The sequence below is a fragment of the Peribacillus saganii genome (assembly GCF_003429095.1).
GTDB classification, from domain to species: Bacteria; Bacillota; Bacilli; order Bacillales; family DSM-1321; genus Peribacillus; species Peribacillus saganii.
In genome coordinates, this window is sequence record NZ_QVTE01000052.1 from 1 (window position 1) to 12233 (window position 12233).

Consider the following 12233-nt stretch of genomic DNA (forward strand, 5'->3'; position numbering starts at 1 on the left):
CCCACCCGCTATATGATACGACCTATGCTCGGCCGCACACGCACCCAATAGTTTAAGTACAGTATTTCACAAACTTTCTGCAACGATGTGAATAGCCAGTAAAAGGGAGCAAAATGGATTGGAAGGTACGGAGGAGTTAAGAGTCAAAACAATCATTTGCTCCCTAAAGATATTGATCCTAATAATGTCCAGTAAATCGGCTATTTTTCTTGTTCTCTCTGTAGTCTGGTGTAATCCACTTTGTAAAAGTCATATTTGTTCTTATCGGCCTTATCTATGTGTAGGTATTTAGGTCGTCGGCCAACCATACATATTGCAGTAATAAAAGCAACAGACAGTATAATGGTTAGCGTCCAACCTATCAATTCAATTAGTTGCATCAAGTCACCTCTTCCTGAAGTTCTATTAATTCATCCATGATGCGAACGGATGTTTCTAGATTAGCTAATAGTTCCACATTTTCCTCTTCCATGAAAGTGATTATAAAACGATGCGGAGTCTCTCCCTTTTTTAATGTGACTGAAAAAGGAACTTCATACCGGGAATAGATGTGAGTTATTTCCGGATCTTTATAATGGATTAATTCATTTAACATGTTCTTAATTTGATTAATAGCCATCTAATCTTCCCCTTGTTATCGTTGGATACAATATATAAAAGATCAAGGAAGTTAAAAACCTTGTGTGTATTCAAATAAGAACAAGTGATAGGAAATTAGGCACCTCCTCCGCCTAATATCATGATAGCCACTCTCGCTATCCTACCTTGGAAGTGCAGTTACTTTACCCAATATGTTCATATACTTAAACTAAGAAATTTGCCATCGCGTTGCGAAGTGCATGCCTAAGCACACATATTAGAGCACTCTGCAGTTATAAGAAGTGTGTTGTAGCAAAATTAAGCCTTGTTAATGACCTATGCATGCATAGTGAAGGAAATTAGGCACACTTGCAAACTCTTGATTAGGTTACTGGGATGGACAAAAATGGTTGGTGCCGTGAAAATTGCATTATCTTTTATGAAAAATAAAAGGGCCAAAATACGCAAGTAGTGCATAAAACTTGCATATTTTAAGCTCTTTAATTTTATTTTTTATTGTGTTAGTGCACCCGTTTGGTTAAGTACAATGATTCACAATCCTTTTTTCAAATAAATGTTTACAAAAAAGGACTGCTGCTTAATAATTATTTCAAACCTGCCCTCCAGGTTGAAAAAGAGATGACAAGAGAATATTATAAAAAAATCAGTCCAAAAAAGAGGGATATGATGCCAAAAAATCTTCGAAGATACAAAACAATACAGTTAAACCCCGCACACATTTTAATACTCGGTTTTATGGGCTTAATCTTTATTGGGACTTGCTTATTTATGATTCCTGCAGCAACCAAAGACAGGCATCACCTCAGTTTGATTGATGCCCTTTTTGAAGCTACTTCCGCTGTTTGTGTTACGGGGTTGGCGGTAGTTGATACTGGAACTACCTTTACTTTGTTTGGACAGGTTGTTTTACTCGTACTAATTCAACTGGGCGGCTGGGGTTTTATGACTAGCGGAATCTTAATGTTTATCGTATTGGGTAAAAAGATAGGTTTTAAACAGAGGCTCCTCCTTAAAGAATCTATGAATGCACTTTCAATACAAGGAGTCATCCTTCTTGTTCAAAGAGTTATCATCATCACACTGATCGTCGAAGCAATTGGAGCCTTTATATTGGCAATAAGATGGGCACAGGAGATGAGTGTAGGGAAGGCTGTATTCTACGGAATATTTCATTCCGTTTCTGCCTTTAACAATGCGGGGTTTGGGCTCGAACCTGATAGTTTGAGCAAATGGGTGGGTGACCCTACGGTCAATATTGTTATTACTTCTTTATTTATAATAGGTGGTATTGGATTTTTCGTTGTCGCTGATATATTTGAAAAAAGGAATATAAGAAAACTCTCTCTTCACACTAAAATAGTGTTAATTTTCACTTTAGTCCTTAATATCGTTAGTACATTGGTCATTTTTGGTTTGGAATATAATAATCCAGCTACTTTCGGAAGTTTGGGAACGACTGACAAATGGTGGGCTGCATACTTTCAAGGAGTAGTCCCTCGTACGGCAGGATTCAATACCATCGATATTAGCCAAATGGAACTTAGTTCCCTTGTTTATATGATGGCATTAATGTTTATTGGTGCATCTCCTGGTTCAACAGGCGGCGGAATCAAAGTCACAACATTTGCTTTGCTTCTATTCGCTCTTTGGGCAGTTGTTACTAATCGGGATGATGTTAATGTATTTAAACGCAGAATCCCAACCCCTCTTGTATTGAGGGCTTTGTCCATCGCTGTTTCAGGAATGCTTTTTAGTTTTATAATCTTCTTCTTACTGACGATTACTGAGAAAGGAGCAGATATGTCCGTAATCGCTTTTGAAACAGTTTCCGCATTTGGTACTGTTGGAATGAGTGCGGGGTTAACTCCAGAACTAAGTCCATGGGGAAAGATTCTAATAACAATAATGATGTTCATAGGAAGAGTGGGTCCTTTGACAATGGCTTTTGCTCTTGCGATTCATTCGAACAAGCCAAAAGTTCGTTATGCAGAAGAAAAGATACTAATTGGATAATGTATAGGGCATAGGGATATGCTCTTTTTTTATTCCTTGTTTAACTAACCTCCCGTTAATACAATAAGCAGAGCTTGACATTTGTGTATAAAAATAAGCTATACAGTTTTTCGTTGTGCAATGATTCAAAATGCTGAATGAACATACTGCCAAAATATACATTATTTAAATGCCAGAAACACATATCCCCGTTCAAATTTAGGACCGGGTTAAAATATGGTTGTTTAATTTTTGATTTGAGATACTTCACTATCCTAAAAAATATAACAATAAAATCGTTACAAAAAGGGAGTACTGTATGTTCGACAAACCCTTAGTAAGGACGGAAAACAATTTATCCCCGGTGCTAAAACTAATAGCGGTATAAGAAGTATTACACCACCTGAAGAAACTCTCCTTGCTTTACAGTCACAAAAGGTTAGCATAGCTAAAGAAAAGTTAAAGTGCGGTCCAGATTATCGGGATAATGATTTAGTAGTTTGTACTACAAAAGGAACACCCGTTAATCCTAATAACCTAAAACGAACTTTTCTTCGACTGGTTGAAGATGCTGGCGTCCCTGCCATTCGTTTTCATGATTTACGCCATTCGCATGCTACCATGCTCCTTGAGCAAGGGATACACGCCAAAGTTATTTCAGAACGTTTAGGACACAGCAACATTAAAACAACGCTAGATATATACTCTCACGTGTTACCAAGCATGCAGGAGGAAGCGGCAAATCAGATCGATGCCTTGTTCGCTAAATCTAACTAAATTACTCTGGCACAAAAATGGCACCACTCCCGCTGAGAGTGCCATTTTGAGCGCAGTTAGTAAACAACAAAAAAGCCTCAGTCCCTTGTATAGCAAGGGACTGAGGCTTCTGAATAGGATGACCTGTGACGGGCTCGAACCGCCGACCCCTACCCTGTCAAGGTAGTGCTCTCCCAGCTGAGCTAACAGATCGAAAACGTGGTAAATCATGCTTGCTAAATAAATGCATGACTTAGAGTACATATTTAATTATATTTATTTCTAATGAAAAGTCAACAGGTTTTTTCTTTCTCACTTTTGTTTAATAATAAATGCATCAGGCATTTTATTCGTATTGTCTTTAAACATGTTGATAAACTACAGAAAAGGAGGAGATTTATATGTCTTTAAAAATCCGGATTTATTCTGATTATGTTTGACCGTTTTGTTATTTAGCGGAGGCTCCGCTTAAGGAAGCAATAAAAGGCAAAGATGTTGAAATTGAATGGATGCCGTTTGAATTGCGGCCCTACCCTGCTGAAACGGTTTCCTTAAAGGATCCGCGTTACCGCCAAGGGTGGGAGCAATCGATTGCTCCGCTGGCCGATCGCCTCGGAGTCAAAATGAACATGCCTGCAGTTGATCCTGCTCCTCATACCCATTTGGCCCATGAAGGGTTCCGCTTCGCGAAGGAACAAGGCAAAGGCAATGAGTATGTTGAGGCCGTACTCCGTGCGTATTGGGAGGATGGAAAGGATATTGGGAAAATAGATGTTCTGGCAGACATAACCGAAACCGCCGGCGTGGATCGCAGCGGTATTGAAGAAGCACTGAAAGAAAGAAGATACGAACCGCATCACAAGCAGGCACTGCGCCATGCCTACTATGAAGCCTCCATTACTGCGGTGCCAACCTTCTTCATTGGCAGCCGCCGGGTTCAGGGCCTTCATTCAAAAGAAGCTCTTGAAAAAATCATTTTTGAAGAGGCCTCAAACAACAAAGGCTAAAATCTAAACTGCTTTTTAAATAGTAAAGCGACTGACGACTTTTTTCTGCACAAGACCTGGCTGTTCCACCGGCCGGGTTTTGCATTGTATAGAATGAAAAAGTCAATGAACAGATAGAAAACCTTTCATACACATTTAAGAGGATTTTCATGTTTACTATAGAATATTTATTAACTGTGGATTGTATCATTCAATAGGAAAATGGGCTACAATAAAATGCGAAAAAATTGTAAAATAAGGAGCATAAATAATGAAAGATTTTCAAAAACAATTAGAAAAGTACGCTGAACTTGCTGTTAAAGTGGGCGTAAATATTCAGAAAGGCCAGACACTTGTTGTCAATGTGTTGTTAGAAGGTGCAGAGCTTGCCCGCCTTATTGCCAAAAAGGCTTATGAAGCCGGAGCAAGTAACGTAATTGTGAATTTTAGTGATGACACTCTTTCCCGACTTAAATATGATATGGCTTCCGATGAAGTGTTTACAGAATATCCTGAACACCGCGCAAAGGAACAAATTGAACTTGCAGAAAAAGGAGCTGCTTTCCTTCATATCTTATCCTCAAGCCCTGCTTTGCTTAAAGGTGTAAAACCTGAGCGAATCAGCAGCTTCCAAAAAGCAGCAGGTGCGGCACTTAAACAATACCGCCAAATGGTACAGTCAGATAAGGTCAGCTGGTCCATTATTGCGGTTCCTTCCCAGGCATGGGCAGATATGGTTTTCCCTGAAGAGCCTGCGGAAAGCAGAGTTGACCTTCTATGGGAAGCTATCTTCAAGACAGTACGCATCGATAAAGAAAAACCGGTTGAAGCGTGGAAAACTCACAATGAAACACTGCACAAAAAGGTTGATTACTTAAACGGGAAACATTATAAAAAACTTCATTATCGTGCACCGGGAACTGATTTAACAATTGAGCTTCCTGAAAAACATATCTGGGTGGGAGCCGGAAGCGTCAACGAAAAGGGCATTGATTTCATGGCAAATATGCCAACTGAAGAAGTTTTCACTGTTCCTTTAAAAACAGGAGTAAATGGTACAGTTTCCAGCACGAAGCCGCTTAGCTATGGAGGCAACATTATCGACAACTTTATGATCACATTCAAGGACGGCAGGATTGTCGATGTAAAAGCTGAAGAAGGCGAAGAAATTTTAAAGCAGCTTGTAGAGACTGATGAAGGTTCCCATTATCTTGGCGAAGTGGCCCTTGTACCTTTCAATTCTCCAATTTCCCAGTCAAACATTCTATTCTATAACACACTATTTGATGAAAATGCATCAAACCACCTGGCAATTGGAAGCTCCTATTCCTTCTGCCTTGAGGGTGGCAAGAAGATGTCACCTGAAGAGCTTGCGGAGCATGGCTTAAACGAAAGCTTAACACATGTTGACTTCATGATCGGTTCTGCCGAAATGGATATCGACGGTATTAAAGAAAATGGCACCAGTGAACCTGTATTTAAAAATGGGGATTGGGCGTTTTAATTTGTTTTCTGTTTTCACTTTAAGCTAGCCATTTTTTAATTAACGGTAAAAAACCACCTTTTAATGCCTTTTGTTTCGGCATTGAGGTGGTTTTTTGTTTAAGCCGAGCATTAATCCCAGTTCTCTATTTCCTGTTGGTATATCTCGTGTAATTGTAAATTGCTTTTACTATTAACAATTGCATCTTCACGTTCTTCCATAATTGATTCAGGAATCATCAGCAAATGGTTCATATTAGCTGGAAGGGCTTGGTGAGGTACAGAGATTTCAGGAAATTTCTCAGCCATTTTTTCCCTTGTTGCGAGATGAAAGCCCCATAAGCCGAAGGAAGGAACAACAACAACATATGCCAAGGTGTTCAGCCCAGTTGTGCTAAGGGTTTCACCAACGCTCCAAAAGGCTACTGGGGCATCTTCCGGAGAGTTTGATTGGCAAACTAATGCTCCTTCCTTGGACAAGAGGTCTGCAATATCCTTGAATAGTTCCTTTGTGTATAAAGTACTAATGTTCTCGTCAACAGGATCCGGAAAATCTATGATAATCACATCATATCTGTCTTTGCATGAGGCTATATATTTTATGGCATCCTCGACATGAGCAGTCACCCTGCTGTCATGGAAGGATCTGTTGTTCTGGGCAAGAAGAGCCGGGTTCGTTTTGGAAAGCTCAATCATAACAGGGTCTATATCAACTAGGTCGACATGCTTCACGTCAGGATATTTAAGAACTTCACGCAGGGCAAGCCCATCTCCCCCGCCCAAAATCAGCACTCGTTCAGTAGAGGCAGCCGTTTCCATTGCTGGGTAAACTAACGCTTCATGGTAATGCCGCTCGTCCAGTGAAGAAAACTGAAGCTCCTGATTTAAATAAAGACGGAGATCATTGCCCTCAACCAATACAATGTCCTGGAAGGGACTGGATCCATGGTAGTGTATTGTATGCTTACCATAAAGCATTTCCCTTAAAGCTTTCATATCCCATTCGTTGCCCCGGTCATCCCTTAATTGAAAAAGCTCCCGTGATTCTTGGCTTGTTTCTGCCCCAGCGTCTTTAAAATTTATACGCCTCATAACAGGAAGCTTGCCAGAGCCATCACCGCGCGCTACCTCGTAAACACGCGCGTTTTCCGCCTGCATCTGAATCAGTATCTCGTTTAAAGCTGGCCATAATTCCTGTGATCCGCAAGTGTATAAATCAAAGGCAGCGTATTGATGTTCTGGCCATGTGTGTATTGAGAAATGCGAGGTTGAAAGAACGATAACCCCTGTTACTCCCTGTGGTGTAAAAGAATGAAAATATACAGACAGGATCTCCATACCAACATCATTAACCGCTTTTATTAATAAATCTTTTAATCTGCCCTCATCATTAAGAATGTCCGCTTGACAGCCATACGCATCAATGATGAGATGTTGTCCTTTCGTATCCATCAATCCACTTCCTCTTTACGTAAGATAAGTTCCCAAAATCTTGCTCAACTATATCTTTGATACTGTATGTACCTGCCCTATCATGGGTTTGTACTATTTCCTAATTTCACGCAAAAAAAAAAGCCCTTTTTAACCCGTTCGGAATCACGCACACTTTCCCAATTTCGTTAGTAGGCCTTCAACATACTAGTACAAATATCCGTTCAAGGCATTCGTGGATTTTTCTTTTTATAGGGAAAACGGCTAGGACAACGGTTTTTATAGTCACATATAGATAGAGTACAAACAGTTATTAAAGACATTGGGAAGAGGTGATTTTTATTAGTACTGTAATAAAAGTCCAGGGCAGGTATAAGGTATGGCTGAATTAACCCCGTTTCTTACAATACTTTCATTCGTCATAACAATGATTTTTATATTTTGGAGGCCTAAAGGGATAAATGAAGCAATCCCGGCAACGGCCGGAGCAGTACTGATTTTTCTTTGCGGAAGTGTTTCTTTAGCAGATATTGGAGATATTGGGACGAAGGTGACAGGAGCTGCCGTAACCATCATGGCGACAATGGTCATGGCGATAGCTCTTGAGAGTATTGGCTTTTTCAACTGGGTTGCTGCCAAAATGCTTAAGGCCTCAAAAGGTTCTGGCATAAGGCTATTTTGGCTCACAAATATGCTTTGTTTTTTAATGACCCTGTTTCTTAATAATGATGGAAGTATTCTTATCACAACGCCTATCCTGATTTTACTCTTACGAAATTTAGGGTTAAAAAATCATCAAAAGCTGCCCTATTTAATCTCAGGCGCTTTAATTGCAACTGCTTCAAGTGCTCCGATAGGGGTTAGTAATATTGTGAACCTGATTGCACTGGAAATCATAGGAATGGATCTTTATCTCCATACCGCCATGATGTTTGTTCCAGGAACGCTCGGATTGCTGTTTCTTACCTTTCTTTTATATATCATTTTTTATAGAGAAATGCCCAAGAAGATCCCTTTTTTCCCAAAGCCTATAGATTATTCAAAGTTGTCAGCCTTACATCCATTGCAATCTGAGCCTGACCGGTCAAAAATGAGACAGCAAACAAAATTGATGGTATCCGTGCTTGCTTTTGTGCTGTTAGTCAGGATTTCCTTATTCGTCGCATCCTACTATTCTATTTCCGTTTCAATGGTTGCAGTTGTCAGTTCCATTATCCTCTTAGGTTGGCGATGGTGGTATTTAAAAATTAGCCCGCTGGATTTGCTAAAAAAGATTCCATGGCATATATTCGTTTTCGCCTTTACGATGTACGTCATAGTTTATGGCCTTCACAATATTGGTTTAACCACCCTCTTGATCAGCTATATTGAACCGATCGTCAGCTCCAGTTTATTTAATGCAACCCTTGTAATGGGTACAATCCTCTCAGTACTGTCTAATATTTTTAATAATCACCCTGCACTGATGATCGGTACTATGGCTTTAACAGAAATGGGGCTTGATCCCATCACTTTGAAAACCATTTATTTAGCTAATATCATCGGCAGTGATATGGGATCCTTGTTATTGCCAACCGGTACATTGGCTACCCTTATCTGGATGCATATTTTAAGAGGTAATCAGGTGAAAATTTCATGGAGCAAGTATATCGGAGTAACCATACTTGCGATTCCTCTTACAGTCGCCTTCACACTCACCATCTTATATTTCTGGGTAGATTTAATATTTTACTAGAACACAGGAAATGTATAGAATAAAGGCTGGCTCAGTAGAACCTGAACCTGCCTTTATTGTAAAAGGAATCTTTGAATCGCCATAGAAATGATCCGAATTCGATATAGCAAAATCTGAACTATGTCAGCAGTCCTCTTCAGACAGCAGCACCTGTGTAAACAACACACGTATTACTTACCACGCCATCTTTTTAACTTGAAGGCTGTTTAACTGCTTAACTATTCGGATCGGCTTCTCGTTTCCACAGAACTGATTGCCTTTTTGTTAACATATGAAAAGGCCGATGCAGCTAGCCACGTTTGTGACTCTTTGCGAACGGCCTGATTCTTTTGCTGACATTACAGCATTTTATGTTATATTGTGAACTGTTTTTAAATGCATAAGTTTCCAGAATATCGTCTTGCCTTCAGCATTTACAAGTTCGGCAATATTGTTGTTAATATTTTTAAGGAGCCCGACTTTATTGGGATCATGGCCTAAATCAAAAACAAGCAAATGGCCTTCGAACTTTTTCAGCTGTTCTTCAAAGGAACGAGCCAGAGGCATATTTGCAGGGACCACTGGGAGATCTGCATTGTTTAGCGTATAAGGGGTCAAATTATTTGTATAAGGTGTTAACCATTTCAGATGCTGCATCGAAATACACAATGTTTTAAAAACTGGTGAATAAAATACAATATAATCGTTTAAGACATTTGTAATATACCCATGTATGGACATGTTGCCAGTTACAAAAATCTCCACGAACTGACCTTTCGCATTGGTTAGTATTTTACGATAAGAAATGGTTTCTTTTTCATTTTGAAAAGGCATTGTATTCGTAGGTTTTTCAGTTTGCTCTTCGTGACCCCTAACTTCCCGCTCCTTAATATTATGCAGATGTAAAAGCGGGATATAGAGGTACTTTCGGCCATTAAATAAAACTAAAATGTCCAATCCCATGTCGATAAGGATTCCTGAAAAGTATGTTTTACCTGAAATTTCAACTTCTACATCCTTTCCCAAGAAGCTTTTTAATCCGGTCATCATTATCACTCCTTTACTATGTGATGTTAGATTAATGGTGTATCAGCTTTATCGCTAATACACCATTAATGGAGATTGCTTTTGGACTTTCCTTATCGGTTAAAGCAGGATTTTACATTGTTTGATTTCACTAGTTTCTGGCGAATCTATAAGAAGAGTTTCGTGTTCTCCTGGCTGATCTTCTGTTAACGTTGTTATTGGAATTGTCGGAGTTATCATTAGACTGGTAATTATTGTAACCATTGTTATTTTGGTTCTGGTTCTGCATCTGGTTTTGCAAACCTTTTGCAGAGCCTTTAGGACCTGAGCTAATGCTTCTGATATGGTAAGGGTGGATGCGAAGCACTTCTTGATTGCTTACAACGGTATAGTGGCCGCCTGAGTTTTCAACAAGTACACCTTCCATCGCTTCAGCGCCACCACGGTTAATCGCTACCCACTTATGTTCCATATGCTTAAACACATCCTCAAATTTAGCTGCACTTACAGCTTCTGGATACACCATCTTCATTTGATTATTGTTATCATTTTTGTTTTGGTGCAGGCTTACACTTTTAACATGATTAATATTAAAGTAGACCATGCCATCATCATCAGTAAATAAGGCAATGTAATCACTCGCAGCTTCAACAAGTATACCTTTCTTTGATTCCGGACCGCCCTGATTGATTTTGATTTTTTCATCTATCATTAGATTCAGAAGTTCCACGAAGCTTTCGGCGTTAATGTAGTCCATTTGGTTATTCATCATTGGTATCGTTTGAGTGGAATTTGACTTGGAGTCTTCACTGATGCTTTTTACATGCTGAGCCTGATAGTAGATGATTTGGTGATTTTGCTTGTTGTTATTTTGATTGTCGTTATTATTATTATTATTGTTATTTTTCTGCGTGGAGAGAGCAATGAAATCTGACTTCACATCTAATAATACGCCCTTTTTAGACTCTGGGCCTCCGCGATAAACAGTTACTACCTTACCTTTCAAAGATCCAAGAAATGAATGGTACGCTTGCACCTCTGTTGCCATCTCATTCATAGAATTTTCATTAACCCCATTTACTTCAGTTTCAATAGCTGTATTAACTTCAGTATCAGCAGCTGTATTAACTTCAGTTTCATTAGTAACAATCACTGAATTCTCATTAGTACTCATTATTATCCTCCCTGTCCTTTATCCATATAGGTTATTTATAATGCATTATACGTATGGAGATTCTTTTTGACATAGTCACTAGCCCATTTGTGGAGCTTAAGTATTCCAATATCATCTTTTTGTATGTCTTTTCCGAAAAAATTATTGTTTATCTTCGGCTTGAAATTATGTAAAAACGCTTTACCGACGCGTTTTAATGCATTAAAAAACCTGGGACATGATACTTGTCCACAGGCAGAATAAAAATTAAATTATTTTGCAAATTTTTTATGCACCGCACAAAACGTTATTTATTTCCTAATATCTTTAGGATCATCTTTCTCCTTGAAGTAAATCCAATGGCCATCCACTTTTTTTCGTGAGAGCCGCTTCGATTTCGTTCGGAGCTCAATATACTTTGTTAAAAAGGCAAGGTTAATATGCGAAACCATTTGCTGTTCCGGCAAATCAGAATCGACTCTGTAAATGGCATATTCTAAAGCAGGAATTGCCCAGCAGTGCAGCGCCTCCTGGAACAATTTTTCCCGAAGTTTGTCCTCTTTTTCATGCAAGGTGTTCCAAAATCCGATTTCTTCATCCAAATCGGCAAGCAGATCTTCATGCAGCATTTCTCGAACTCTTTCAGGCAATAAGTATTTATTTTCACGTGAAAGATTTAGATTGTACATCCTATTCAGCCCGATATAGCCATGTTCACTGTAATTATCTCCGTAAATAAGCTCTAAAAACCGATACCACCGGTTTTTTGTACCCTTCCTAATTTTTTTGGCTTTCTCCAGATACGGCCGGATCTGCGATTTTACCATATATGCAATCATTTGCTCCGGCTCGGTTAATTCATATGGAACAAAGTTTAGCGAAAGCTGCGAAATAATCCGATTTATAATAGTATCGTCATAAGAAACTTGAAACTCCTTAACCGCTTCTCTAAAATCCATATTCTGACCACACTTTCAATATTGGCATTAGCCGGCTAAATGCAGATATTGTATAGATTGGTAATGCTGTGGTGTGTTCGTATTAAGCCAGGGGGGGGGGGGGGAATGAAAAGTCCCAAGCTTTTCCGGGGGGG

General features: G+C 39.3%; 9 protein-coding genes, 1 tRNA gene and 1 pseudogene. 5 read left to right on the forward strand and 6 right to left on the reverse strand.

From position 1 onward, the window contains the following. Positions 1 to 379 precede the first annotated feature (379 nt). Positions 380 to 619 (reverse strand): hypothetical protein, encoded by a 240-nt coding sequence (locus D0469_RS17750; RefSeq protein WP_117328069.1) that lies wholly within the window; start codon positions 617 to 619, stop codon positions 380 to 382. A 644-nt stretch (positions 620 to 1263) separates the two neighbouring features. Here D0469_RS17750 and D0469_RS17755 point away from each other — a divergent pair. Next, positions 1264 to 2613, forward strand: coding sequence for a TrkH family potassium uptake protein (locus D0469_RS17755; RefSeq protein ID WP_117328078.1), 1350 nt, complete (start codon positions 1264 to 1266; stop codon positions 2611 to 2613). A 372-nt stretch (positions 2614 to 2985) separates the two neighbouring features. Continuing rightward, entirely contained in the window at positions 2986 to 3369 is a 384-nt protein-coding gene (locus D0469_RS17760; RefSeq protein WP_267897321.1) for a tyrosine-type recombinase/integrase, read from the forward strand. Positions 3370 to 3488: 119 nt separating this feature from the next. Here the strand turns inward: D0469_RS17760 and D0469_RS17765 are convergent. Beyond that, a tRNA-Val gene (locus D0469_RS17765) sits at positions 3489 to 3561 on the reverse strand. A 239-nt stretch (positions 3562 to 3800) separates the two neighbouring features. On the opposite strand from D0469_RS17765, the pseudogene D0469_RS17770 reads away from it, so the two are divergent. Together D0469_RS17770 and D0469_RS17775 are read left to right on the forward strand one after the other, a co-directional pair. Further along, positions 3801 to 4355 (forward strand): annotated as a pseudogene (locus tag D0469_RS17770) (DsbA family oxidoreductase); the annotation flags it as partial. A 250-nt stretch (positions 4356 to 4605) separates the two neighbouring features. Next, complete coding sequence (locus D0469_RS17775; protein WP_117328072.1) at positions 4606 to 5838, forward strand: aminopeptidase; 1233 nt, start codon at positions 4606 to 4608, stop codon at positions 5836 to 5838. 110 nt (positions 5839 to 5948) lie between these two features. On the opposite strand, the gene speD is transcribed toward D0469_RS17775, so the two are convergent. Next, entirely contained in the window at positions 5949 to 7268 is a 1320-nt protein-coding gene (gene speD / locus D0469_RS17780) for an adenosylmethionine decarboxylase (RefSeq protein WP_117328073.1), read from the reverse strand. 358 nt (positions 7269 to 7626) lie between these two features. Here speD and D0469_RS17785 point away from each other — a divergent pair, with 358 nt between their 5' ends. After that, a complete protein-coding gene (locus D0469_RS17785; protein WP_117328074.1) occupies positions 7627 to 8982 on the forward strand; it encodes an arsenic transporter in 1356 nt (451 codons plus the stop codon). A gap of 348 nt (positions 8983 to 9330) precedes the next feature. Here D0469_RS17785 and D0469_RS17790 read toward each other — a convergent pair whose 3' ends face one another. The 3 genes from D0469_RS17790 to D0469_RS17800 form a co-directional block, all read right to left on the reverse strand. Next, positions 9331 to 10008, reverse strand: a complete 678-nt coding sequence (locus D0469_RS17790; RefSeq protein WP_117328075.1) for a DUF2642 domain-containing protein — start codon at positions 10006 to 10008, stop codon at positions 9331 to 9333. A 130-nt stretch (positions 10009 to 10138) separates the two neighbouring features. Then, a complete protein-coding gene (locus D0469_RS17795) occupies positions 10139 to 11161 on the reverse strand; it encodes a spore coat protein CotH (RefSeq protein ID WP_117328076.1) in 1023 nt (340 codons plus the stop codon). 290 nt (positions 11162 to 11451) lie between these two features. Further along, positions 11452 to 12099 carry a hypothetical protein gene (locus tag D0469_RS17800; protein ID WP_117328077.1) on the reverse strand — a complete coding sequence of 216 codons (648 nt, stop codon included), beginning with the start codon at positions 12097 to 12099 and terminating at the stop codon, positions 11452 to 11454. Positions 12100 to 12233 lie beyond the last annotated feature (134 nt).

What these genes read in the sequence shown, in the direction of transcription:
- D0469_RS17750 (WP_117328069.1), bottom strand. Translation starts at nt 619, where the DNA reads ATGGCTATTAATCAAATTAAGAACATGTTAAATGAATTAATCCATTAT.
- D0469_RS17755 (WP_117328078.1), top strand. Translation starts at nt 1,264, where the DNA reads ATGATGCCAAAAAATCTTCGAAGATACAAAACAATACAGTTAAACCCC.
- D0469_RS17775 (WP_117328072.1), top strand. Translation starts at nt 4,606, where the DNA reads ATGAAAGATTTTCAAAAACAATTAGAAAAGTACGCTGAACTTGCTGTT.
- speD (WP_117328073.1), bottom strand. Translation starts at nt 7,268, where the DNA reads ATGGATACGAAAGGACAACATCTCATCATTGATGCGTATGGCTGTCAA.
- D0469_RS17785 (WP_117328074.1), top strand. Translation starts at nt 7,627, where the DNA reads ATGGCTGAATTAACCCCGTTTCTTACAATACTTTCATTCGTCATAACA.
- D0469_RS17790 (WP_117328075.1), bottom strand. Translation starts at nt 10,008, where the DNA reads ATGACCGGATTAAAAAGCTTCTTGGGAAAGGATGTAGAAGTTGAAATT.
- D0469_RS17795 (WP_117328076.1), bottom strand. Translation starts at nt 11,161, where the DNA reads ATGAGTACTAATGAGAATTCAGTGATTGTTACTAATGAAACTGAAGTT.
- D0469_RS17800 (WP_117328077.1), bottom strand. Translation starts at nt 12,099, where the DNA reads ATGGATTTTAGAGAAGCGGTTAAGGAGTTTCAAGTTTCTTATGACGAT.